Genomic DNA, 24,639 nt, shown 5'->3' on the forward strand with positions numbered 1-24,639 from the left:
TGATGATTTCCTTTGGTCGGATCATTGTTGGTAAATAAACGATTGTTATTTTTTGCTGTTTATAGTCTGCTCAACCCATTGAATTACCTGATTACCGAGGTTAGTTTCACAGAGCCTGTCAATTTCGCGGACTCCGGTAGGGCTGGTGACATTAACTTCGGTGAGGTAGCCGCCAATCACGTCAAGACCGACAAAAATTAAGCCGTCTTGACGCAGTTTTTCAGCGACTTGGGAACAAATTTCATATTCTCTGGGAGTAATTGCAGTTTGAGCAACGGTACCGCCAGTTGCCATATTATTACGAAAGTCACTACCACTGGAAAGACGATTTAAGGCACCTATGGGTTCACCGTTGAGTAAGATAATCCGCTTGTCTCCCTCTTTAGCTGCGGGTAAATAGGTTTGCACCATCACAGGTATCCGCCCTTGGTGGGTGCTGAGTTCAATTATGGAATTAAAGTTGCGATCGCTTGGTTCTAAAAATAATATTCCTTCGCCAGCTTTGTTACCTAAGGGTTTGAGCACCGCAGCACCTTTTGTTTCCACAAATTTACGGATCAACTGCTTATCAGCGCTTACTATGGTTTCTGGAATTGCTTGCGTAAACTGGAGAGCATACATTTTTTCGTTTGCACTCCTAATTCCCTGGGGATGATTAACTACTAGGGTTTGGTTTTGGTCGATGTAATCGAGAATGTAAGTAGCGTAGAGGTAGGAGTCGTTGACTGGTGGATCTGTCCGCATAAATACGGCGCTCATTGTTTCCAAGGAAATTAAGCTGCGGTTACTCAGCTGATACCAAGGATCGGACGCTATGTAACGTCCCTCCACCAACTGCACTGGTGATATTTCTACCTGTTGTAGAAAAGCCCACGCTTTGCTATCTACTACAGTTAATAAATTGGCCTGAGTTACCCAAATTTCATGTCCGAGGTTTTGCGCCGCTTCCATTAAGGCAACACTGGTATCATGACATGGGTCTAGCTGATGGATGGGATCAATAATAAAAGCAAGTTTCACGCTTTTTGCCTCAATCACCAAGGAATTTAGTGGTTATTTAATTTAGATTATCCCCTGATGCTCTGACCGATTTTCACTCGCCGCAGTGAGAAACAAGCAAATTAATTGTTATGGAGTTTTGACTTAGATGCTTTTGGTAGCAGCTAGTAACTGATCTAGTTTGCCTTGATCATCTAAATCGTGGATGTCGTCACAACCACCAACATGCTCATCATTAATGAAAATTTGTGGCAGAGAACGTCTTCCATTTGCTCTTTGAGCCATTTTAGCTCGTGCGGCTTCATCGCCATCAATGCTGTATTCGGTAAATTCTACGCCTTTGTGCTTGAGCAAACTTTTGGCACGGATGCAAAATGGGCAAGTTCTCCAAGTATAAATTTCTACCTTTGCTGCCATAACGTCCTCAAATTGGTTGAATACTTCTTAATTTTAGAACGTTGATCATAGCCACAGATGCTATGTCCATGATTACATCAATGGATTTGCACAAATAAAGATTAGTCAAGAATCCAGAAGACTCTTGACTAAGAATATTTATGTTTGCACCAAGTTTCTTGACCAACTGATGGTATTCTATTTAAGACACTCATTACCTCAGTAAGTATACGGTAAATATTTTTTACTTAGTGAAGAAGGCAGCTATGCTGAGGGCAGAGGGCAGAAGGATGCAATACAGTCTGGGCTTCTCCCAAGGGGAGACGCTCCGCGAACGATTTTGGTGGGGGACTTAAACCCTTGCTCCCTCTGGTCGCTCTCTGTGGGCAGGAAACAGAATTCCCTTCTGCCTTCTGCCTCCTGCCCTCTGCCTTTCCTGTTAAAGGTGAGTTACTTTAATTTGGGTATGAAAGACTAAGTTGCCCATGATACAAACTTTAAATTCAAAAGCAATTTATTTTCCAGCTTATAATACAAAAAAACCCAGTATTTACACTGAGTAGAGATGAATGGAGCCAAACTGGAGTTTAATATTTACCAGAGTTGACTGCGTACTGAATTAATTGAGCTAGGCGCTGGCGTAGGGTTTCTAACCCTAAACGCTGGCTAGCGGAGATAAATACTGCTAGTGGGAATTCTTCTCTGGCTAAAGCTAGAGTTTCGCTAGTGACTTGATCAATTTTGTTAAAAGCGACTAAGGCCGGGCCGGGAGTTATGGGCATTTGTGCCAAAATTTCTCTAACAGCGCGGATATGACTCAACCAAGCTGGATGAGATAAATCGACGAGGTGTAAGAGGGCGTCGGCTTCTGTGACTTCTTCTAAGGTGGCGCGGAAGGCGTCCATCAAAGATGTCGGGAGTTCGTGTATAAACCCTACTGTGTCTGTGACGAGAATCTCTTGGGGTTCACCAGTCGCGGAATTAGCGATCGCTAGTCGGCGCGTGGTAGGGTCGAGGGTAGCAAATAGCTGGTCGGCTGTGTAAACTTCTGCGTTGGTGAGAGCGTTGAGCAAGGTAGATTTGCCGGCATTAGTATAACCAACTAAGGCTACTGACGGTACCTCTCGATGTTGTCGTCGCTGTCGTAATCGAGAACGATGGGCTTGTAATTGGTTGACTTCTTTTTGCAGTCGAGAAATGCGCTGCTGTATGGCGCGGCGTTCTGTTTCTAGTTTGGTTTCACCTGGGCCCCGAGTCCCAATACCACCACCCAATCTGGACATGGCTCGACCCCTACCAGTTAGTCGCGGCTGCATGTATTCTAGTTGTGCTAGTTCTACTTGTAATTTACCAGCGCGGGACTGGGCACGTTGGGCGAAGATATCTAATATAACTTCGGTGCGGTCTACAACTCGGACACCGATTTGGGCTTCGAGGTTGCGGACTTGGGCGGGTGAGAGGTCGCGGTCGAAGACGACGAGGTTGGCGCCGATGGTTTGGGCGGTGAGGGCGACTTCTTGGACTTTACCTTCACCAACTACTGTTTGGGGATGAATGCGCGATCGCTTTTGTTGTACTGTTTGCAATACATCTCCCCCAGCGGTGTCTACTAACCGCGCCAATTCTGCTAGAGTATCTTGGAATCGTTGGGGTGTAATTTGGTCGGTCATGACTCCGACGATTAACACGCGATCGTGGTCAGCATCTACTTCCTGGGCGACGAATTCTCGCTGGAATTCTGCTTCCAGATTTTCTACTAATTCGAGAAAATCTTGCTGTGTTAGATCCTCAATATCGAGAGGTGGCGATATACTCCAGCTAGGTGATTGGGTGTTGTTTGAGTCTACCTTGAGCGGGGCAGAACTAGGTATGAGGGCGCGAGACTCCTGGGGTGTTAAGTTTGCTAAATAAGTTTCTTTGATGTATCCGGCGGCGCCACCTCCCCGCCGGGTGAATCCCGTACCTGTGATATTTAAGACAACTAGCGCGTCTAGGCGTTGCATGGCCATTGCTGTCAGCGCCGCTTCATTGGGCGGTTCTGGTTTGAGATGGGTAGCGATGCAACGGATACCGCTGAGTCGTTCCGCACCATAACGGGGCAATTCCAGCGGCGGTATTTGGGTCTGACGCGGTGTGCCTACCCCCACGCGGATCACTTGTCCGCGACGGTTGAGGTAGGCACATACAGGCTGATTTAGTTCGGTGCTAATTGCTGCCAAGCGCTGGGAAAACTCGGACGTGGTGATGCGATCGCCCGGTATGCGCTGGTGGTACAGCCGCTGTAGTTGCTTGAGCTGGCTGGACTTTAGACCTTGCAGATTACCGAAGATAGTTTCTATAGGCGTTTCTGACCAGTAAATGGCCCCCCGAATCCTTCTATGTCTATTTTACAACAGGGTTGAGGGAGTCAACTCTATCTTTTGGTGGTGGCGATCGCCTTTGAGTTAGGCAAGGTCATAAAAATCTGAACATATTTAGGTAAAAGTTATTATTCAGTGAAATAAATTGTTACGAATTATTAAAAACAACGCTGTGATAAATTTCCGTCATTGGTAATTTTACGCCTACTGATTCTAAGGCAATAGAATGCTCTAAAGAGTTAAATTCACTGAGCAACCAACCTTGCGCTTGCTTGCTGTAGCGTTCAACAAAAGGCTCATCTTGTTCCACTAATAAATATTCGCTAAAACTCTTAATTGAACGATACATGCGAAAGTTACTTTGTCGGTCGTAGTCTGCGGTGGAAGGAGATAGTATCTCAACAATTAATGTAGGATTTAAAACTTCATCTGTGCGCTGTGCATTCAGTTGCGGTTCGCCATCAAAAACCATCACATCTGGATAGACTCCGCGTCGATGTTCAGGAATCCATAGTCGTAAATCGCTGTTAATTGACTCGAATTGAGTATCACGCAGCAGAAACTTGAGAAAGGCAAATATATTACCACCGATACGGCTGTGATTGAGTGTTCCTCCTGACATGGGTACAATTTCTCCGTCTCGATATTCGCTGCGTCCTTCTGCTTTTTCTTCGAGCGCGCGATATTCATCTAAGGTGTAGTGGCGCTTGATGGTAGAAACCATAGGTTTTAGCCGATGATATTGCTTGTGGGACAACAACTTTATTGTGTCACATATTTAGTTCTGTATTGGTTCAAACTTAACGCGCAATATTATTGATTTGTCACAAGTGTTATTTCGTAGTGATAAGTTTAGTCTTATTAAACGCTTAATTACTGACTATAAATTTATCAAAATTAATGCATTCAACTAATAGCAATTCGCCAATTTTTTACCCCCTCCTTCAATTCTGTACAAGACCAATCATCAAATTGGGGATAAACTGGCAAGCGTGGTACTAAATTCCATCCTGCAGGTTGTAGTATTGCTCTCAATTCTTGTTCTTGGAGATGGGGATAATCTGGATTCACTTCATCTTTTGGCCCTATTCCGCCCAAATCTCTCGCCCCAGCTTGAATACAAGCCAGTAACCATTGGTCATCTTTAATTAAATTGGGGGGAATTTGAATAGTAATATCTGGTGGTAAAATTTGCCGAGCTTGAGCAATAATTTCTGGTAATTGGTAGGGATTAAATGGAGGTAAATTATGTAATAGTGAGGGAATTTTGCCTTGTTTAAGTCCTGGACTGTGGGGTTGGAGAATGACTTCTTGGATATGATGATAGCGTTGATGAATATGAGATATTGCTGTTAATGTTTCCCAGCAATCATCAACTGTTTCACCAATTCCTAATAATAATCCTGTGGTAAAGGGAATTTTTAATTTTCCCGCCCATTCTAATTGTTGTAAACGTAGTTCTGGTATTTTACTCGGTGCGTGTTGATGGACTGTATTTAATAATTTTGGTGTTAATTGTTCCAACATTAGACCCATGGAAACATTTACTTGTTTCAGCTTTTGCATTTCTGCAAAACTCAATGGGCCAGCATTTGTATGGGGTAAAAATCCCATGGTTAATGCTAATGCACATAAATCATAAATCCGTTGTAACCAATCTTGACGCTTGGGTGAGTGGGGATGAACTTCGCCGCTAAGAATCAATATTTCGCAAACATTTTTATTTTGTAGTTGTTGCAAAATGCTACTGGCTGCTGATAATGTCAGCCAAGAATTTTGACCCGGTTCGGTGCGAAAGTTGCAATAGGAACAGCGATTAAAACATTCGTAAGTAGGGACAATTGTATAAGCTGGGCTATAAGTGATGAGACGAGAGTTATTAATTGACATAAAGCCAGATAATTAATGAGTTTTATTTTAAGGTAGGGGAGAACGAATATATCCCCATTTTCCTCCGTCAAAGTAGTAGTCAATAATAGGATTAGCAGAACTATCATAACTGACATTTTGTAGCCATTTTCCAGCTATGTTCACTCTAGCTATACCGTCTTGAAAACTAGTAGCGTTAGGTAGTTCTGGCTTGATATGCCATTTACCGTTTTTATCTATGAAAACGAATTTATTACCAACTCTGACCAGTGCTAATCCTGAGGAAAATGAGTGCAATTCTGAAATATAAGAACCAGGAATGATCATTAATTCATTGGCATTAATTATCAGTTTTCCTGTTTTATCTATATATCCCCTACTTGCGGATGAATGTATTTGTGCTAAACCTTCAGAAAAATTATTAGCTGCATAAAATTGGGGTGTAATTATCGTTTTACCTGTGAGGTCAATATAACCCCAATTGGAAATACCATTTTCGCGGAGTTCAACTGCTGCTAAACCTTCTGAAAATGCCTTGGCTTGGTCAAATTGAGGTGGGATGACTATCTTACCAGTTTTGTCTATATAACCATATTTACCATTGACATTAATAACTGCTAATCCCGATACAAAATCAGAAACATTATAAGGATCAAAATATTTTTTGAGAGTGGTTTCTGGGTTGTCGGGAATATTGAAATTGAGATGGTTGGCTAAAATGGCGATCGCCTGTACTCTGGGTATGGGTTGTGATGGTCGAAAAGTCCGGTCTGGATATCCACTAAAAAATCCCCTTTTATAAGCCTCTTTGATGGCTTTATACGCCCAGTGAGTATTTGGGACGTCTTTAAATTCAGTTTCGGAGTTTTTCCACTCGCTATGGGGAAAAGCATTTAATAATAAAACTGCAAATTCTGCTCGATTGATAGTGGACTGGGGGCGAAATGTTTGGTCAGCATAGCCTTTAATTAAGTTGCGTTCAGCAAGTTGAGTGATACACTGCTGGGTAATTTGATTTTGGATATCAGAGAAGGCTGAGGCTTTGGCTATAAATAAATTACTAATGGCAGTGATAATAATTGAGGTATTGATGAAGTTGAATATGGTTTGATGCATAGGAAATATTGTATGTTGATTCTCTTGCTTAAGTGACGCTAAATCGTTTAATTTATATCATTGACTTTACCAAAATATACTTTGTTGTTTGGCATGAATATTCTTGAGATGCTTTTTTACTGTGTTAATGGTGATATAAAGCTGATTAGCGATTTGTTGATAAGAAAAATTAGCGCGGCGCAGTTGCCAAACTTGAGTTTCTCGGTCTGTTAAATGGTACTTTTTTGCGTCGGCGATCGCTATACTTTGAGTATACTGTTGGTAATCTTCTACAGTGACGATCAAAAGGCGATCGCTACCTGATTTTAATTCTAAAAATCTAGCTCGAATCCGTAATTGTATTGATGCATTTATCTGAATTTCTGACTCAATAATAATTTTCTTTTGAGGAAATAGTTGACGACTTTCAATCAATGATTGACAGACGCGCCAAATTTCTGTGGGAATTGCATGATTAGCTGATGGCGGTGTTAATTTACTGCAAATACGGCGAGCGTATTCATTACTGAGAATTAATTCACCTTCAGTTGTGAAAATAAGGATGCCATCAAGAAAACTTTCAATCATGGCTGACAATAATTCTAGTCGTAATTTGGCATCTCTTTTATCATCTGGAAATAACATAATTTCTGCCTTCCAAAACTCAGCATGTTGTGTGTAGCTGAATTTTGGTAGCTGCGACTCTGTAGGTGCAATGAGTAGGCTGTATTCAAGTTGTGTCAAGTAGATTTTGCGGAATCTACCTGAATTAAGGTGAAGTTTTTTTCATCATTCAACCTTTATTCTCCAGGGTGCAGATTGCGCTAGCTGGGAAGCCTTAATTGTATGAATCCAGAAAGCATCAACCAATGGTTCCCGATTGAACAACAACGTAAGTATATTTCGCAGTTGCGCGGGCGTGTAGGTGTGACGCGTCGTCGTGCTGAATATTTTGTGAAGCTGTGGGCGTATTTGCTACTCAAACAACAGCAAGAACTCGGAAAACGGTTACAGCGCCCTTTAACCGAACTAGAATTACCTGCGGGGTTTGTTCCCTGTACTCACCGAGAAGCGCAAGAAATATTTTATGGTGAAAGAGAGCGGGGGAGCGATCGCTCTGCGGGTATGATGATTGATAAGCTCGTAGCTTTGGGATTAATCGAAAAAGATTTTGACGGTAACACTACCTGTATTCGGATTTGTTCTTTATTGCCTAATCTGCAAAACTCAGCTTTAGCCGAAAAATCGCTCAAACTGCTACCAGATAACTTTAATCCCCGAACTGACGCCATCCCCGTTGCTAGTTTTCTCGCCCGTAACTACAACTGGATGAATAAAAAAACTGTCGCCCTACCCCACAGAATCGCTAAAATACTACGTGGTTGGGCGGAACAATATCCTACCGGGATGCGGGTACTGCGTCGCTATGATACTCAAGATGCGGTAGGTTTTTATATTTTGTATCCCGTGGCGAGGGAATCAGAGGCAAATTTCTTTTTGCCACCGCGTAACAGTCTACACTTAAGTGCTACGTGGGATACTGATCCATTTGAAATTGCTATACCAGGCGATCGCCATTGTACTTCTATTTTTGTCCGCAGTTGGCAAATAGATCAAGCTTATAAACAACAAATTAATGTTTGTGAATTTTTGCAAGATGTCCAAAAAACATTAATGCAGATGCAAGTTGATTTTCCTCATCTTTGTGATATGTATACCTTGGCAATGCATCCAGGCGATGAACAATTAGCATTAGCTTTAGGATTTCAAAAAACACATCAAGACTCACAACTACCCTTGCATTGGCTGTACATTCCATTAGATAAATATTTGAAATTGCATGTGAAACTAGCAGTATCGGGATTAAAATTTGATTGAAAAAATACGGTTTAGCAATAAGGGCACAACAATGTTGTGCCCCTACTTGTTTGACAATTGAACCAAAAATCGGCGACTATCTATCCACAGAACCCATAATGACGTCAATGCTGCCGAGAATGACCACAATATCTGCTACCTTCATTCCCCGCAATAAATGAGGCAGAATTTGCAGATTGTTAAAGTCGGCTGGGCGAATTTTCCACCGTGCGGGGAAGACGTTATCATCACCAACTAAATAAATTCCCAGTTCACCTTTACCGCTTTCTACACGAGCGTAAATTTCCCCTTTAGGAATCTTAAAAGAAGGAGAAACTTTCTTACCAATGTATTGATAATCAAAAGCATCCCATTCTGATTTTTTCCCAGCAGCAAGGCGTTTAGCTTCCAAGTTTTCATAAGGGCCGCCGGGAAGTCCCTTAATTGCTTGGCGAATAATTTTTACAGATTCGCGCATTTCCCGCATCCGCACTACGTAACGAGCAAAGCAATCACCGGCGGTTTCCCACTGCACTTCCCAGTCAAAATCGTCGTAGCATTCGTAGTGGTCTACTTTCCGCAAATCCCACTTCACCCCGGAGGCGCGTAACATGGGGCCAGAAAGTCCCCAGTTAATTGCTTCGTCGCGGGTGATAGTACCAATTCCCTCAATCCGTCGCCGGAAGATGGGGTTATTGGTGACTAATTTTTCATACTCATCCACTTTGGGAATAAAGTAGTCACAGAATTCTAAACACTTATCCACCCAACCGTAGGGTAAATCAGCAGCTACACCACCAACGCGGAAGTAGTTGTTATTTACCATTCGATAACCAGTGGCTGCTTCCCATAAATCATAAATCATCTCCCGTTCCCGGAACTGGTAGAAAAAGGGAGTTTGTGCACCCACGTCAGCTAGAAAGGGGCCGAACCACAACAGGTGGTTGGCGATGCGGTTCAATTCCAGCATGATGACGCGGATGTAGCTAGCGCGTTTGGGAACAGCGACACCTGCTAGTTTTTCTGGGGCGTTAACTGTGACTGCTTCGTTGAACATCCCCGCTGCGTAGTCCCAGCGACTGACGTAGGGAACGTACATGATTGTGGTACGGTTTTCGGCGATTTTTTCCATTCCCCGGTGTAGGTAGCCAATAACCGGTTCACAATCAATGACATCCTCTCCGTCCAGGGTAACAATTAGCCGGAGAACGCCGTGCATTGAGGGATGGTGCGGTCCCATGTTAAGCACCATAGGTTCAGTGCGGGTTTCTATTCTTGCCATAGATTTTCAGTGTTCTCCCGTTCATGAAAAATGTGATTTGAACCGCCAAGATGCCAACCAGACTCAATTTATCGTGTCTACCAAGATAAGTTTCATCGAGACAATCAAAAAACTGTCCCTACAGGGGTATGTTGGAGAGAAGATGGCAGCAGAGGGCGTTTGGTCGATGTTTCATTTTGTTGCACTTCTTCAATTATTATAGGGACGCTGGATATGCAAAGAATTGAAGCACCGGAATTTTTTCCTTATGCTGATCCAAATGGGGACTAGGGGCTAGGAATTTTCGGTTTGAGATCAAAGCAAAATCCCAAATTCCCAATTTGAAGATGGAATTAGATTCACAAATGCAGCTTGATTTAGAAGAATCTGCTTTTTCCCACATTCCCGTGTTGAGTCGGGAGGTGGTTGAGGGTTTGGCGGTGCGTTCCGGCGGACATTATTTGGATGTGACGGTGGGGGGTGGTGGTCATAGTCGTCTGATTTTAGATGCTGCTGTGGATGTGCGTTTGACGGCGATTGACCAAGATGAGGATGCTTTAGCAGCGGCGCAGAAGTATTTGGCTGGGTATGGGGAACAGGTAAAGTTTATTCACAGCAACTTTGCTACCTACAAGTTTGCAGCTGGGGTTTGTGATGGGATTGTTGCTGATTTGGGGGTGAGTTCTTACCATTTGGATACGCCAGAACGGGGCTTTAGCTTTCGCCACGCAGCTAGTTTGGATATGCGAATGGATAAAAGAGCGTCGCTGACGGCGGCTGATGTGATTAATGGGTGGGAAGAAGGGGAATTAGCTGATATTTTCTTTAAATATGGGGAAGAGAGGCTATCACGGCGAATTGCCAGACGGATTGTGGAAAGACGCCCATTTGATGACACTGTGGAATTAGCGTCGGCGATCGCTTCTGCTGTTCCTCCCAAGTATCGTTATGGTAGAATTCATCCGGCAACTCGTGTTTTTCAAGCTCTGCGAATTGTTGTCAACGACGAGTTGAAATCCCTGGAAACCTTTCTAGACCAAGCCCCAATTGCGCTTGTCCCTGGTGGTAGAATCGCTGTTATCAGTTTTCATAGCTTAGAAGACCGTCTGGTGAAGCATGGTTTGCGAAATTCACCATATTTACGGGTCTTGACTAAAAAGCCAATTACTGCTCAAGAAGAGGAAATAGTTAATAATCCGCGATCGCGCTCTGCTAAGTTAAGAATAGCCGAAAGAAAGGAGTGATGAGGAAGATGGAATAAAAGTAATTAGTTATGAAAACAGACACGATTTTTTATAAGCTTTTTCAAGAGTTTCCCGATATTTTTTTTGAACTGATTGGCAAACCAGAAACTAATTCAAATCTCTATGAATTTCAAAGTCAAGAGGTCAAGGAAACTAGTTTTCGCTTAGACGGAATATTTTTAACATTAGAAAACTTATCCCACGAACCAATTTATTTCGTCGAAGTTCAATGTTACAAAGACGAGCTATTTTACGACCGTTTTTTAACCAGTATTCTGCTTTATTTCTATCAGTATCAACCGCTTAATTCTCAGTGGTATGCTATAGTTATATTTGATACTCGTGCCAATGATGTAGATTTTCCTCAGCGTCTCAACTCACTAAGAGAGCCACACCTACGATGTTTTTATCTTGATGAATTAAGAAATGCATCAAATCAATCCCTGGGATTGGAAATTGTGAAGCTAATTGTTGAAGGTAAGCGAAAAACCAAAAAATTAGTGGAGCAACTAATTAATCGCACTAGAGAAGAGGTAAATGATGCCGCTATCCAAAGAAAGGTTTTAGAATTGATAGAGGCGATTCTTGTTAATAAGTTTCCCAATTTGAGTAGAGAGGAGGTTAAGGAAATGTTGGCTCTGGAATTAATCAGGGGTACAAGAGTATATCAAGAGCTGAAAGAAGAAGCTAGGGAAGAAGTTAAAGCCGAAATACAGGAAGAAATTCGAGAAAAAATTAAAGCTCAAGTTAAACTTGAAGTTCGAGAAGAGGTCGAACAAGAGGTCAAAGCTCAAGTTAAACTTGAAGTTCGAGAAGAAGTTGAACAAGAGGTCAAAGCTCAAGTTAAACTTGAAGTTCGAGAACAAGTCGAACAAGAGGTCAAAGCTCAAGTCAAACTTGAAGTTCGAGAAGAAGTTGAACAAGAGGTCAAAGCTCAAGTCAAACTTGAAGTTCGCGAAGAAGTCGAACAAGAGGTGAAAGCGGAAATTAAAGAAGAGATGATTAAAAAATTCCTGCAACGGGGAATGAGTGTACAGGAACTGGCTGAGTTATTTGAGTTGGACGTGGAAATTATTGCGAGATTGAATACATAATTAAAAATCGCATGTGATGTAATGATAGCGATCGCTCTTTTTAACTAATATCAATTCTGGGCGCAGAGTGTCTATTTTTCAGTCGTTCGGGGCTACCTGTAGGTATGGCGGCGATTAACTGTTGGGTATATACTTCTTGAGGTTGAAGATAGATACTTTCTGCTGTACCTTCTTCAACAATTTGACCACGATTCATGACCAAAATGCGATCGCTCATAAATTTAACGACGCTTAAATCGTGGGAAATAAAAATATAAGTTAGTTGAAAATCCTCTTGCAATTCTTTGAGCAAATTCAACACTTGTGCTTGCACAGATACATCCAGCGCGGAAACAGATTCGTCACAAATGATAAACTTGGGGTTTAAAGCCAAAGAACGAGCAATACAAATCCGTTGACGTTGACCGCCAGAAAATTGATGAGGATAGCGGTTCATCGCTTCTGCATTCAATCCTACCCTTTCTAACAGTTCGACTACACGTTCTTTTCTTTGTCGCACTGTTTTCCCCACCGAATGAATAATTAACGGTTCCATAATTGCGTTTCCAATTTTCATCCGCGGATTCAGGGAACTAAAAGGATTTTGAAAGATAATTTGCATTTCCCGTCGCAATTTCTGCAACTGTTGACCTTTGAGAGTGGTAATGTTCTGGTTTTCAAAAATAATTTCCCCACTCATCGGTTCAATTAATCGCAGCAAGGTTCTACCCAAGGTGGTTTTCCCACAACCAGACTCTCCGACTAATCCTAGGGTTTCTCCTGGTTTAACATCAAAGGAAACGCTGTTAACAGCTATATGGTAGCGTTCTGTACCGCCAAATAAGTTGCGGATGGGAAACCCGACTTTCAGGTTGCGGATTTGCAAAAGGGGTTCTTTTGCTGCCAAATTGGTTAATCGTTGGGCGATTTCGGCTGAGGTGATGTCTGGTGGTTGGGGCGGTTCTTTCGCTTGAATGAGCAATTTTCCGTTAGGCGATTCCTCTACACTCATGTAGTCGGAAACTGTGAGCAATTTTTGGGGATGGCGGGTGAGTGTGGGACGGCAAGCCACTAAGCCTTTAGTATAGGGATGTTGGGGATGGCGAAAAATTTCCTCAACAGTTCCATATTCAACAATTTTACCTCTGTACATCACTGCTACTTGGTCGGCTATTTCGGAAATTAGTCCCAAGTCGTGGGTGATGAAAATCATGGACATTTCGCGGGTTTCTTGCAATTCTCGCATCAATTCCAGAATTGTTGCTTGGACTGTCACATCTAAAGCTGTGGTTGGTTCATCTGCAATTAATAGAGATGGGTTACAAGAAATCGCCATTGCAATCATTACCCGCTGTAACTGTCCTCCGGAGAGTTCATGGGGGTAACGTTCCAGCATAGCTTCTTTGTGCTGTCTGACCAACTGAGCCTGTTTTGCTGGAGAAGAATTTCCAGCTTCACTATAGTGTTGCTGGATTTGTTCATCACTAGGAAGAAGTTTAACTTCTTGGAGGCCTGCGATCGCAATTTGTCTGGCTTCAGCAACTGACACATTCTGATGTCTGGTAATCGCTTCGGTTAGCTGAAACCCAATGGTGTAAACCGGATTGAGAGAACTCATCGGTTCTTGAAAAATCATGGCGATATCGCCACCCCGGTACACCTGCATTTGCTCACGTGGTAAATCAATTAAATTGATTGGCTGACTATTTTCTTGGGGATAAAACCAAATTTCTCCGCCAGTAATGATACCCGGAGTTTGTAACAAACTCATAATTGCTAAGGATGTTACTGATTTACCACTTCCCGACTCCCCGACTATTCCTAGAGTTTCACCACGACGCAATTGAAAGGAAATTCCATCAACTGCTTTAACTATCTCACCATCACTGGCAAATTCTACTTGCAGATTGCGAACCTCTAGGACAGTTTCTTTCATGGGAATCGGTATGAATATTTACTGAATACTTGATGCAAATTTTCACAGTAGGTTGAATACTGTGTTTTTGATTTTAGCTTTTTAATTCTGAGGAATTATTTTTTTTGGCAATTTTGATACTTTTAGTTTGTTATGAGGTGAGGGGCTAGCAAATAGGAGCTAGAGGCTAGATGGGGTGTACCTCATCTAATTGGGAACTGCGATAACTTAGACTACAACTATAACGAAAGTGGCTGATATCGGAATCATATTTGATTGCGTGAAAAAACTCAGTACACTTTTACTCCCTTTTTCCTGTCCCCTGTTCCCTGTTAAGAGTTCCCTGTTCAAAATATAAATACCCGACTTCTCGAAGAAATCGGGTATCTGGAACTAAAAGGGAATATCGTCTATGTTCGGTTCTTCTTGCTGGGGTGCTGGATAGGTAGAGCGCTCAAAAGTGGCTGGGGGGTTACTGACCGGGGGAGCAACACTAGCAGGGCTTGTAACTGGGGTGGTTATGGGTGGTGGTGGATTATAACTGGGAGTATTTGTCTCTGGAGGCCGGGATGGGGTGGGGGATGGTTGACGGGAAGAGGTTTCGCTAGCTGCGGGATTTTTGGTGACAGCAGATGATGCGCTGAAATTAAAGCCAGTTCCCACTGATTGGATCTGTTGGATTGTCAATTCTGCACGTTTTTCTTTGAAACCTTCAGGGCGATCGATGGTATGCATTCCTAAACGTCCTACTAGGATAACGCGATCGCCCTGATGATATTGTTGTTGAATTTCTTTAGCCAAATTTCCCCAACCGACTACTTTTAAGGTCGCTGGTGGGTCTTCTGGTTTTTGAGAATTGGGAAACTGTACCAGCATTTCCGCTACTTCTAGATTATCGGCTGTAAACCGTAATTGCGGTTCTTGAATAATTTCGGCGAGTAAAACGCAACTGTTCATAAATTTACTCCTAATGGTATTGGGTATAGGGGCGCCACTACTCGACTAGGGTTCCCCAGCATCGAGGAGTCAGCGTCATGGGGAAATGATTAACCTGAGAAATTAACTTGATTTGTGCTGACCTACTTATGTTTAATTGTTGATCTGATTTGTAAGTTTTTCAGAATATAGCAGTTCTCAATTAGTTAAAGAGGGATTAGGGATTAGGGGATAGGGATTAGGGAACTGTCAAGTGTTCCTCACTATCCCTTCTTGGATGAGGTTCATCGCAGTTCATCACCTCTGCTGGAATGAGACAAGGATTTTGTTCTGCTATTTAGCAGTATATTTGTACCATATTAGCGCAGGTAAAAAAGTTTATGTTTGCACATGTACGGGGAAAACTCCCAAAGCAATCAACCGGGCTGGGATGTCACGTAATATGGGGAAGCGTAGCCAAGCTGGTGGTTGAAAGGTCTGATGGGAACTGAGGACAGGGGCAAATATTCGCTGCTGAATTAAGGTTTGGAATGCTTGTATGATCCGTGTGGGTAATTCTCGTTGGCGTTGTATTTGGGCGAGGTGATGAAGTTCGATTTGTTGATTTTTCAGTGGTTGGCTGATGAGATTTGCTGTGACTACAGCGTCTTGAATTGCATAGTTAATCCCGACGCCAGCAACTGGAGACATGACATGAGCCGCATCGCCAATGAGCAGCATTCCTTGACGATACCAGCGTTTGACTAGGCTGGATTCTACGGAAAGAAAGGCTATCTGTGACCAATCTTGTAAATTTTCGATGCGAGCGCTTAATTCTGGTGCGGCTATAACGATAGACTCTTTGAATGCTGGCAAACCCGCAGCCCGAATTTGGTGATAGCCGCCTTTGGGAATGACGTAACCCATTTGCCATTCGTCACCCCGGTTAAGCATGACGAGAATTTGACCTTGACTAATGCGTCCCATTCCTCCCTCAGCGTCTTGGGGATGACGGGGTAAACGAAACCACAGCACATCCATTGGTGGCGAACTTTCCTTTGACTCAAAGCCCCCCAATTGTCGCAATTTTGAGTGACGCCCATCTGCACCAACGGTGAGTATAGCCCGGATTTCGTGCCAACCACCACCGCCGCGATAGCGCACGCCTTGAATCACCCCATCTGACTCAATTAATTCCTGGACATTTGCTCCCATGACCAGTTGAAAATTGGGGTATTTTTGCGCTTCTTGGATGATGAACTCCAGGAATTTTACCTGGGGCAACATCGTTATGTATGGGTAAGATGTTTTGAGATGACTAAAGTCTGCTAGGGTGACTGTTTCTTGGGGCGTTTGGATGCGAATCTGGTGCATTTTGTGATGAGGTAATTGCAGCAGGCGATCGCTTAACCCCAATTCTTGCATAATTTCCATCACCGACGGGTGAATGGTGTCGCCGCGAAAATCACGATCAAAGTCTTTGTGTGCTTCTAGCAAAATCACAGCAATCCCTTGACGCGCCAAGAGCAGAGCCAACACCACTCCTGCCGGGCCGCCACCCACTATGCAACAATTTGTGGTTTGTACGTCTACAATGTCATGGGTGGGATTTGTCTGTACATCATTTTTCATAACAAAATTCTCAAACCCCTCATCTCCAGAGTAGTTTTCTTTTGCCAGTCAGGGCAATTTTTTTAATGTTTCGTATTTACACAGAACGTGTATGATCACCCCATGACTGTCGTGTGTCCTTTGCTAATGACAATAAACAACATCCGTGGCACAAGTTCTTTTAGAAAACGTTTATAAAAGTTTTCCCCGTCGTCAAGGGGAAATTATCTCCTCACAAAACCCACCTCTATCTGGTCAAAAACGCGACACAGTTATAGAGAATGTAGATCATGTTAATCATGTCCTACGGCAGATTAACCTGACGATCGCTGATGGGGAATTTATGGTGCTGGTGGGGCCTTCAGGCTGTGGTAAAAGTACTCTGCTACGGTTAATCGCCGGTTTGGAGGTGATGACTGGCGGTAAAATTTGGGTGGGCGATCGCTTAATTAATCATCTCCCACCCAAAGAGCGCGACATCGCTATGGTGTTTCAAAATTACGCCCTCTACCCGCATATGACGGTGTATGACAACATCGCTTTTGGTTTGCGTCGTCGAGAATCCACTACCTCAGATTGGGTGGAAAATATTTGCGTAAGCCTAACAAAAAAACTACCAAAAGGACTCCGTTATATTTCTGAGAAAGAAAGGGCGATAGACTTACAGGTGCGGAGTGTGGCGCAATTGTTGCAAATTGAAGGCTTGTTACATCGTTTACCCAAACAATTGTCTGGGGGACAAAGACAAAGGGTGGCTTTAGGAAGGGCGATCGCCCGCAATCCCCAAGTCTTTCTCATGGATGAACCGCTTTCTAACTTGGATGCGAAACTGCGAGCGGAAACTCGCGCCCAAATCGTCAAATTGCAGCGTCAATTGGGGACAACGACGATTTATGTCACCCATGATCAAACTGAAGCGATGACAATGGGCGATCGGATTGCGATTATGAATCAAGGGAAAATTCAGCAAGTCGCCACTCCGTTAGAACTTTACAACGCTCCTGCTAATCGTTTTGTGGCTGAATTTATTGGTTCACCACCGATGAATTTTATTCCCGTGAAATTTCACGCCCCGCAGTTAATTACCCATGCTCAATTTCGGCTCACTCTCCCTCAAATTTGGGCGGATGCGCTACAAAAATATGACGGACAAACCATAATTTTAGGCATTCGTCCAGAACATTTAAGCGTGAGTGTCCCAGCTACTAAAAATTTGTCTGTACAAGTGGATTTAGTGGAAAATCTCGGTAACGATAGCTTTTTAACTGTTAAGCTAGCTGAGTCACAATTCCCGTCGAGAAATACGGCTAATTACCTGCAGGTGCGAGTCCAACCTGAGAGATTGGTAAGTATTGGTGAGCAAATTTGGTTATCATTAACTCCAGAGAAAATCCACTTTTTCGACCCGGAAACGGATTTAGCCATATTTCCTCAGAATTAATCTCCAACTAGATCAAAGTTAGTATTTTTACTCAATTTAGTGTGAGAATTGCGCTAATAATTCTTTTTGCGATCGCTTTATCCCGAACTCAGGTTACTAACACAAGAAGCATAATTGACACTCCCCCGCTAACCGCAAAGCGGTGTAGCGGGAGATTCTTGCTTCTCAGAAACACGCTTTTTGGCGCAAGTACCAACGAGTCTTACTGCTTCTCCACAAGCTTGAATTTCTGTGTGTCCCACAGTATTTGTTGACAATATCCTGATCCCTTCTGCTCTCAAGTTCCGTGAGGCATTTTCATCTCTATCATGAGTTGTTTGGCAACCTGGACAAATCCACTCACGGATGCTTAGATTTAGCGAATCATTCTTGTATCCACAGCATGAACAAAGCTTTGTGCTGGGAAAGAATCTATCAACTTGAACAAATTTGCCTTTTTCTCTCTCTAGTTTGTAACTGATGAAATTAAGCAGCATACCAAAACCAGCATCATGTATTGACTTAGCTAATTTAGTACGTACTAATCCTTTAATACAAAGGTTCTCAGCTACTATGACTTGGTTATCGTCAACTAACTTTCGTGAGAGTTTATGGAGAAAATCTTGTCGAGTGTTAGATATTTTTTCGTGAACTTTAGCAACTAATTTAACCGCTTTGCGCCTATTGTTAGATCCTTTGATTTTACGGGATAAAGCTTTTTGTCTAATTCTCAGTCGTTTAGCATACTTTCTAGTTGGCTTGATTGGGTCAACCTTATAACAGGTTTCACCGTCAAAGACAGTTACTAGACTATTTAACCCAAGATCGATTCCTGATATCTTCCCCTGCTTTGTAGTGAACAACTCATTAGTCTCGAACAGTATCGCCGCAAAATATTTATCTGTACTTGTCTTAGAAACAGTTACGGATTTAATTTTGCCATTGATGCTCTTAGAGAGACTGGCTTTAATTAATCCCAGCTTGGGAAGCTTTAAATTACCTTACACGCGAGAAACTATTGTGTTAACATATTTATAGTGGTCGCAATTCATCTCCCGTTACAGTCTACGACTGTAACGGGAGATGAATTGCTCCATTAAGATAGAATCTTTTTTAGCTGCGGCTGCGCCTTTTCTCTTGACGGCTGCGAACAGCAGCACGCAGCGCCTTGAGTTTATAGGGGTCAGCATCCTTCTGCCACAGCAACTGATACCCTTTAAGTGTTGCACAGTGGTCTGCCAAACATTTGAGCCAACCAGAGCGATGACTAATGTTACGCCAATTATCCAGCAGCCCCCAGTCCTCTTCTTGGCAAGTTAACTTGGCAAACTTCTCGTAAAGCGGATAGTCAGGGGTAACTAAAGCATCTTTTTGGTGCAACACTGGGGGGTCATCATCTGTATCATAGTCTCGATAACTAACACGCAAATCACGCAAGTCAATTTCCATACTCGTCTGTAGTGCTGGATGAGGGTCAGTATCAAAGTCAGGGTAAAACAGATAAGAAATTTTTGGTTTTTTGGTATGGAATTTAATGACATTGGCTTCATCTAAGCGCCCGATAGTACGACTAGCGCAACCTTCGTAAAGGCGCAGCATGGGGTCGAGGGCTTGTAGCGCTGATATGTGAACCCAGAGAGAATTGGGTAATTTTTTCCCAATTTGGCTATTTTGGCAACGTTCTACAATAATTTCAGAATTGCCCAAGCTGTGCAGCATTTGATCGGCATTTAGCCAAGCTTGTTTGTACGTACCAAATAAGGCTAAGATATCTTCTTGCGCTTCCAGCGCTAATTCTCCTAATTTTGGGCGACGGCTGAATTGACAAAGCGCCAAATAAACCATCAAGTCTTGACGGCGTTTCTCAGATATAGCTTCCCACTCTTGCGGGTCTGTAGCCTGTAAAATTACTTGAAATGCACGGCGTAAACTGCCAAATTCCGCATTTATGTCAGCTTCTTGTGACAGTTCGCCTTTACTTGGCAAGCGACCGCGTTCGGTCACAAAAGACATCAGGGGTGCTAGCAGTTCCTGATAGTCTTCAAATCGCTTGATTGAAACACGAACTCTGGGTGTAGTAGCACGAGAACGAAAGCGGGAAGCCCGGAATAACTGCGCTTGAGCTTCATCTCGAAAAACGAAGTAAACACCCAAAGCTACAGGAATAGCATCAACACCAAGAACTTGGTCGATGTAGATTTTTAGTTCTTCTTGCTCGTAATATTTCTGGAAGGTGTTGCGGGTCGTCACTATCCCATCACCGTAAGCAATTGTACCTTTATTGGTATCCGCAAGGGTGACTTGGGCAGCAACAAGCAAAACTTTACGAGTAAGTTCCCAGGCTTTGACTAATGCTTCTCGGCGATCGCCCGTGTCTTCGATAACGTTAATCACATAACCAAGATTGACAATATCACCAGGAGTTTGGGGAGTATCTGGTGCATAGTAAGGGTCCCATCCGAGACTGGTGTACCCTTGTCTGGCTACGCGAGTGACATCACCGCCATGACCACAACCATAGTCAAAAAAGGTGGTTTCTGGAGTGAACATTCCAGCGTTATGAGCTAGGCGCACTGGGCGAGACAAGTCATTGCGAACAATTGCTGCTTTATGACGGTCTATCTGGCGCGATGGCAATTCACCAGTACTGCTTGCTGCTTGGCACTGGATGAGACAATGACCTTGCAGTTCCACGTTATACGCTTTTAAACGTTCTTCCCATCCTCGGCGTGTACCAATACGAATGGAATTATTCAGTAAACCCAACGCTTCTTGAGCGCGGGTAAGTTCTGCGAACTGTTGGTAAAGTGGATATTCGGGTGTTACAAAAGTTTCTTTACGGTGGAGAATAAAGGGATTACTTGAAGTGCCGTAGTCGCGGTGTGTGACTTGTAGGGTTTCTAAGTCAACTTGGATACTGGCTTGTAATGCTGGATGTGGCTCGGTGTCGAAGTCAGGATAGAACAGGTAAGAAATTTTGGGTTTGCTAGTGCTAAATTTGACAAGTGTTGCGCTTTGAGCTTGGGTAGTAGCACTTCTGGCGCAGCTTTCATATTGTTGCAGCAAGTCTTCAAGAGCGTGCAGCGCCCAAACATGGACATAAAAAGCATCAGGGAGATTTTTCCCAACTGGACTGCGTTTGCAAGCCTGAGCAATTATGTTCAATTCATATGTATTAGATAGCTGTGGCTTTGATGTATCGCAGGTTGCTCTCTCGGTGTCTCCTTCAAAGACGCTGTGCGAACGCAGTTGCTTTATGTCTCTTAATCCGTCCACCACACTGCTTACCTGAATTGTGTTAAAACTATTATCGCTTGAAGCCATAGCGCTCATTATTGGAGAGGTACTGTCAGCAAAATTACTCAAGCACGAGTGGAAATTAAAGTTTTTCCATAATAATTAGGATTTTAATCACTTTTGACCTATGGTTTATTAACTTATAAAACTGAAAATTATGGGAAAGCAAATTGCCCTAAATTTAAATGGTGATATCAAAAAAAAACAATTTTTGAACGCTGCTATCTCGATACTACATATCACAAACTTTTGACGTTACCGCAAATTCTCACGGTTGTTGGGTTCAAGGTAAACAAGAAAATATTAGCCGCACAACAGATTTTAATGCCAAATTATCAGATGTCTGCAATGAAGTTTACAAGAGTGGGTAGACGCTGCTTTGGCTGGAGAGCATTGATGCCAACTTAAGGCTAAAACGCACGTTCCCCAGGGATTGTAATTCCTGGCTGCGAGAGAGCAGTTTTAACGGTGAGTGGGCGCACATTGCCATATTTAACATTAAGTCTTCACCCGCAATTGATTAATGGCTAAATATTAATAATAATTAGTATTTAGCCATTAGTAGTGCATAATTAAACCTCTGCTGGGTGATATTCTTGTTGTCTTTCTATAAAAGTTTGTACACGGGTGCGGTAGTTTCTTAAAGTATCATCAACCCAATCGCGATCATTACTATTAACATACAAATGCACCATCGGTTCACTAGCATCTGGTAATACTAATAACCAACTATCATCATAGGGTTGACAAATTTTTACCCCGTCGATGAGTTCGAGGTTTTGGGCTGGGTGGGTTTCTACTAGGTAACGCATCAGCGCGCCCTTAGCTGACCAAGGACAGCGAATTGTATAATTTTTATGAATTACACGAGGTAATTCTGATCTGACAGTAGCAAGCGATCGCTCTTGAATCGTCAACATTTCAATAATCTTTGCAATGCAGAACATGGAATCGAAGCCTGGATGCAATTGCGGGAAAATAAACCCAGTGTCTCCACTACCCCCCAGCACCACATGGGAATTTTTTTGCGAAGCTTCCATTAAGGCTGTGGGGTTGGCTTTGGTGCGAATCACTTTACCATCATGGCGACGGGCGACTTGTTCCACCGCACTGGTAGCATGAACTGGTACCACTACTGTTCCTCTAGGGTTAGACGTGAGTATCATGTCTACCATCAGCGCCGTTAACATTTCTCCCCGAATCGGGAAACCAGATTCATCAACTAAAATCAATTGTTCCCCATTCGCGGATACCTGCACACCAAAGTTAGCCTTTAAAGCTTCAACTACATGACCAAGCTGAGTTAGCAGTCCTTCTCGGTCAGTGGAGGTAACAGCATTTTGATTCAAGCTGGCGTTTAATACTACAGCATCAGCACCAAATTTATCTAACATTTGGGGTAACACCGCCCCAGACACCGCATACACATAGTCAATCACCACTTTGGCGCGACTGTTGCTTAAAGTAGCTACATGTAGCAGCTTCTCAAAAGCAGTGCAATAAAGGTCATTAACTTGGCTGGGGTAAGCCACATCACCGATTTCATGAATCAGCGCTCGGCGCATATCTTCCTTAAAATAAGCCCCCTCAATTTTCTTTTCCAGGGCTTTGGAAATATTAATTCCCTTATTATCCATGAATTCAATCAAGATATAATCAGGGCGATCGGGATGTACTCGGACATGAATACCCCCAGCTACCGACATTGTGGGTATCACCGTCCGGGAAATGGGAATAGCTGTAGCATCCAGGTTTTGGATATCCACACCCACCGACATCAAACCAGCAATTAATGACCGAGTTACCATCCGCGAGACATTCCGTTGGTCGCGGGAAACAGTCACCTTACAACCGGGCTTCAAAGTCGAACCATAAGCAGCGCCCAACTTGACCGCAAATTCTGGGGTAATGTCGATATTCGCTAATCCCTGGACGCCACGTTGACCAAATAAATTTCTTTGGGCGGTGTTACCCCAAATTAAGTTAATATTTAGCACCGCCCCAGATTCAATCTTCTTGCTAGGCCAAACTCTGACGCTGGGGCTAATTTGGGCTTCTTCGCCCACAGTGGAAAGGGAACCGACTACAGCTGCTTCTAAAACCTGGGCGCGACGGTCTACACGAGTTCCACGAGAAATTACACAAGCACTTAAATGGGCTTCATCACCAATAATTGCTCCGTTCCAAACAATGGGACGCTTAAGATTGGCATCAGCACCGACGGTGACATTATCCCCGATGATTGTGCCATCTTCAATGTGGACTCTAGCACCAATGCGGCAATTATCACCAATCACTGCTGGGGTTTCGATGACTGCAGTGGGGTCAATGTAAGTATTTTGACCCACCCACAACCCATTCCCTACTTGCTTATATGCAAATTCTAGTTTGACTTTTTGGGCTAATGCGTCATACTGAGCCTCACGATAGGCATCCAAATGACCAACATCACACCAGTAACCCTGAGCTACATAGCCATACATTGGCTCATTTCTTGCTAGTAGTAAGGGGAATAAATCTTTAGAAAAGTCGCATTCAGTGTTATTTGGTAAATATTCTAAAACTTCAGGTTCAAGGATATAAGTACCAGTGTTAACAGTATCAGAAAAAATTTCACTAGTGGAGGGTTTTTCTAAAAATCGCCGAATCTGACCTGCTTCGTCGGTAATCACCACCCCAAATTCAATCGGGTTGGGGACGCGAGTTAAAATCAAAGTGGCTTTCGACTGCTTTTGTTTGTGAAATTCAATGGCTGCAGTTAAGTCAAAGTCTGTGATGCTATCACCGCTGATGACTAAAAAAGTTTCGTCAAGGAGTTCAGCAATATTTTTTACGCACCCTGCTGTACCGAGGGGTTGGTCTTCCTCCACCGCATAGGTCATTTGTACACCGAAATCGTTGCCATCTTGAAAGTAGTCACGCAACACATCAGGTAGATAGTGTAATGTGGCAATAACTTCTGTGATTTGATGACGTTTAAGGAGATTAATAATGTGTTCGGCGATGGGCCGATTGAGGATTGGCACCATCGGTTTTGGTAAATCGCAAGTCAGTGGGCGCAGTCGTGTTCCCGAACCACCAGCCATCAGTACTGCACGCATAAATCCTCCTTAGCTATTTGCAGCATTTGCTGCGTCAATATCCATGAGACATGTTGTATTCTTCTTACTTTAGTGTCCTATGGATGTTGATATTTGAGTAACTTCCACAAGATGCATCTGCTGAGGAATAAGTGTATTTACTCTTTGTCTGCTGTTGGTGTCTAAAATTAAGTAGTAACTTATAGAGCCTTGGGAAAATAGATCACACCAATTCCCCAGGGGTGCT

The 24,639-nt window shown here is 43.1% G+C and carries 18 protein-coding genes; 4 read left to right on the top strand and 14 right to left on the bottom strand.

Annotation, left to right across the window (positions count from 1 at the left end):
* Positions 1-45: 45 nt before the first annotated feature.
* From gshB to MIC7126_RS0126250, 7 genes are all read right to left on the bottom strand, one after another.
* Entirely contained in the window at positions 46-1,020 is a 975-nt protein-coding gene (gene gshB, locus MIC7126_RS0126220) for a glutathione synthase (RefSeq protein ID WP_017656105.1), read from the bottom strand.
* A 123-nt stretch (positions 1,021-1,143) separates the two neighbouring features.
* Entirely contained in the window at positions 1,144-1,416 is a 273-nt protein-coding gene (gene grxC, locus MIC7126_RS0126225; RefSeq protein WP_017656106.1) for a glutaredoxin 3, read from the bottom strand.
* A 566-nt stretch (positions 1,417-1,982) separates the two neighbouring features.
* Positions 1,983-3,734 carry a GTPase HflX gene (hflX, locus tag MIC7126_RS0126230; RefSeq protein WP_081603100.1) on the bottom strand — a complete coding sequence of 584 codons (1,752 nt, stop codon included), beginning with the start codon at positions 3,732-3,734 and terminating at the stop codon, positions 1,983-1,985.
* A gap of 169 nt (positions 3,735-3,903) precedes the next feature.
* Positions 3,904-4,479 carry a Uma2 family endonuclease gene (locus tag MIC7126_RS0126235; RefSeq protein ID WP_017656108.1) on the bottom strand — a complete coding sequence of 192 codons (576 nt, stop codon included), beginning with the start codon at positions 4,477-4,479 and terminating at the stop codon, positions 3,904-3,906.
* Between the two features lie 182 nt (positions 4,480-4,661).
* Positions 4,662-5,645: a 7,8-didemethyl-8-hydroxy-5-deazariboflavin synthase subunit CofG gene (gene cofG, locus MIC7126_RS0126240; RefSeq protein WP_017656109.1), complete on the bottom strand. Its 984-nt coding sequence runs from the start codon at positions 5,643-5,645 to the stop codon at positions 4,662-4,664.
* A gap of 27 nt (positions 5,646-5,672) precedes the next feature.
* Positions 5,673-6,740, bottom strand: coding sequence for a WG repeat-containing protein (locus MIC7126_RS28770; protein WP_017656110.1), 1,068 nt, complete (start codon positions 6,738-6,740; stop codon positions 5,673-5,675).
* 66 nt (positions 6,741-6,806) lie between these two features.
* Complete coding sequence (locus MIC7126_RS0126250) at positions 6,807-7,463, bottom strand: helix-turn-helix transcriptional regulator (RefSeq protein WP_017656111.1); 657 nt, start codon at positions 7,461-7,463, stop codon at positions 6,807-6,809.
* Positions 7,464-7,565: 102 nt separating this feature from the next.
* Here MIC7126_RS0126250 and MIC7126_RS0126255 point away from each other — a divergent pair, with 102 nt between their 5' ends.
* A complete protein-coding gene (locus MIC7126_RS0126255; RefSeq protein ID WP_017656112.1) occupies positions 7,566-8,597 on the top strand; it encodes a hypothetical protein in 1,032 nt (343 codons plus the stop codon).
* Positions 8,598-8,673: 76 nt separating this feature from the next.
* On the opposite strand, the gene MIC7126_RS0126260 is transcribed toward MIC7126_RS0126255, so the two are convergent.
* Positions 8,674-9,858, bottom strand: a complete 1,185-nt coding sequence (locus MIC7126_RS0126260; protein ID WP_026100540.1) for an NAD(P)H-quinone oxidoreductase subunit H — start codon at positions 9,856-9,858, stop codon at positions 8,674-8,676.
* A 326-nt stretch (positions 9,859-10,184) separates the two neighbouring features.
* On the opposite strand from MIC7126_RS0126260, the gene rsmH reads away from it, so the two are divergent.
* Positions 10,185-11,081 (top strand): 16S rRNA (cytosine(1402)-N(4))-methyltransferase RsmH, encoded by an 897-nt coding sequence (gene rsmH / locus MIC7126_RS0126270; protein ID WP_017656115.1) that lies wholly within the window; start codon positions 10,185-10,187, stop codon positions 11,079-11,081.
* Positions 11,082-11,110: 29 nt separating this feature from the next.
* On the top strand, positions 11,111-12,175 hold the full coding sequence (locus MIC7126_RS28460; protein WP_017656116.1) for an Rpn family recombination-promoting nuclease/putative transposase: 1,065 nt from the start codon (positions 11,111-11,113) through the stop codon (positions 12,173-12,175).
* Between the two features lie 40 nt (positions 12,176-12,215).
* Here MIC7126_RS28460 and MIC7126_RS0126280 read toward each other — a convergent pair whose 3' ends face one another.
* The 3 genes from MIC7126_RS0126280 to MIC7126_RS0126290 form a co-directional block, all read right to left on the bottom strand.
* Entirely contained in the window at positions 12,216-14,090 is a 1,875-nt protein-coding gene (locus MIC7126_RS0126280) for an ABC transporter ATP-binding protein (protein WP_017656117.1), read from the bottom strand.
* A gap of 372 nt (positions 14,091-14,462) precedes the next feature.
* Positions 14,463-15,026 (bottom strand): single-stranded DNA-binding protein, encoded by a 564-nt coding sequence (locus MIC7126_RS0126285; protein ID WP_017656118.1) that lies wholly within the window; start codon positions 15,024-15,026, stop codon positions 14,463-14,465.
* Between the two features lie 357 nt (positions 15,027-15,383).
* Positions 15,384-16,616, bottom strand: a complete 1,233-nt coding sequence (locus MIC7126_RS0126290; RefSeq protein WP_017656119.1) for an FAD-dependent oxidoreductase — start codon at positions 16,614-16,616, stop codon at positions 15,384-15,386.
* A 145-nt stretch (positions 16,617-16,761) separates the two neighbouring features.
* Between MIC7126_RS0126290 and MIC7126_RS0126295 the strand changes: the two genes are divergently transcribed.
* Complete coding sequence (locus tag MIC7126_RS0126295; RefSeq protein ID WP_017656120.1) at positions 16,762-18,036, top strand: ABC transporter ATP-binding protein; 1,275 nt, start codon at positions 16,762-16,764, stop codon at positions 18,034-18,036.
* A 128-nt stretch (positions 18,037-18,164) separates the two neighbouring features.
* On the opposite strand, the gene MIC7126_RS28465 is transcribed toward MIC7126_RS0126295, so the two are convergent.
* The 3 genes from MIC7126_RS28465 to MIC7126_RS0126315 all read right to left on the bottom strand — a co-directional run bounded on the left by MIC7126_RS28465 (position 18,165) and on the right by MIC7126_RS0126315 (position 24,413).
* Positions 18,165-18,995: an RNA-guided endonuclease InsQ/TnpB family protein gene (locus MIC7126_RS28465; RefSeq protein WP_338010333.1), complete on the bottom strand. Its 831-nt coding sequence runs from the start codon at positions 18,993-18,995 to the stop codon at positions 18,165-18,167.
* Between the two features lie 133 nt (positions 18,996-19,128).
* Complete coding sequence (locus tag MIC7126_RS0126310; protein WP_017656123.1) at positions 19,129-21,348, bottom strand: DNA phosphorothioation-associated putative methyltransferase; 2,220 nt, start codon at positions 21,346-21,348, stop codon at positions 19,129-19,131.
* A 536-nt stretch (positions 21,349-21,884) separates the two neighbouring features.
* Entirely contained in the window at positions 21,885-24,413 is a 2,529-nt protein-coding gene (locus tag MIC7126_RS0126315) for a mannose-1-phosphate guanyltransferase (protein WP_017656124.1), read from the bottom strand.
* Positions 24,414-24,639: the final 226 nt, after the last annotated feature.

This window comes from Fortiea contorta PCC 7126, assembly GCF_000332295.1.
GTDB lineage: Bacteria > Cyanobacteriota > Cyanobacteriia > Cyanobacteriales > Nostocaceae > Fortiea > Fortiea contorta.

Excerpts from the sequence above, each read along its gene's own strand:
- MIC7126_RS0126285 (WP_017656118.1), bottom strand. The coding sequence starts at position 15,026 with ATGAACAGTTGCGTTTTACTCGCCGAAATTATTCAAGAACCGCAATTA.
- grxC (WP_017656106.1), bottom strand. The coding sequence starts at position 1,416 with ATGGCAGCAAAGGTAGAAATTTATACTTGGAGAACTTGCCCATTTTGC.
- cofG (WP_017656109.1), bottom strand. The coding sequence starts at position 5,645 with ATGTCAATTAATAACTCTCGTCTCATCACTTATAGCCCAGCTTATACA.
- MIC7126_RS0126310 (WP_017656123.1), bottom strand. The coding sequence starts at position 21,348 with ATGAGCGCTATGGCTTCAAGCGATAATAGTTTTAACACAATTCAGGTA.
- MIC7126_RS0126280 (WP_017656117.1), bottom strand. The coding sequence starts at position 14,090 with ATGAAAGAAACTGTCCTAGAGGTTCGCAATCTGCAAGTAGAATTTGCC.
- MIC7126_RS28770 (WP_017656110.1), bottom strand. The coding sequence starts at position 6,740 with ATGCATCAAACCATATTCAACTTCATCAATACCTCAATTATTATCACT.
- MIC7126_RS0126315 (WP_017656124.1), bottom strand. The coding sequence starts at position 24,413 with ATGCGTGCAGTACTGATGGCTGGTGGTTCGGGAACACGACTGCGCCCA.
- MIC7126_RS28460 (WP_017656116.1), top strand. The coding sequence starts at position 11,111 with ATGAAAACAGACACGATTTTTTATAAGCTTTTTCAAGAGTTTCCCGAT.
- MIC7126_RS0126260 (WP_026100540.1), bottom strand. The coding sequence starts at position 9,858 with ATGGCAAGAATAGAAACCCGCACTGAACCTATGGTGCTTAACATGGGA.
- rsmH (WP_017656115.1), top strand. The coding sequence starts at position 10,185 with ATGGAATTAGATTCACAAATGCAGCTTGATTTAGAAGAATCTGCTTTT.
- MIC7126_RS0126235 (WP_017656108.1), bottom strand. The coding sequence starts at position 4,479 with ATGGTTTCTACCATCAAGCGCCACTACACCTTAGATGAATATCGCGCG.
- MIC7126_RS0126255 (WP_017656112.1), top strand. The coding sequence starts at position 7,566 with ATGAATCCAGAAAGCATCAACCAATGGTTCCCGATTGAACAACAACGT.
- MIC7126_RS0126290 (WP_017656119.1), bottom strand. The coding sequence starts at position 16,616 with ATGAAAAATGATGTACAGACAAATCCCACCCATGACATTGTAGACGTA.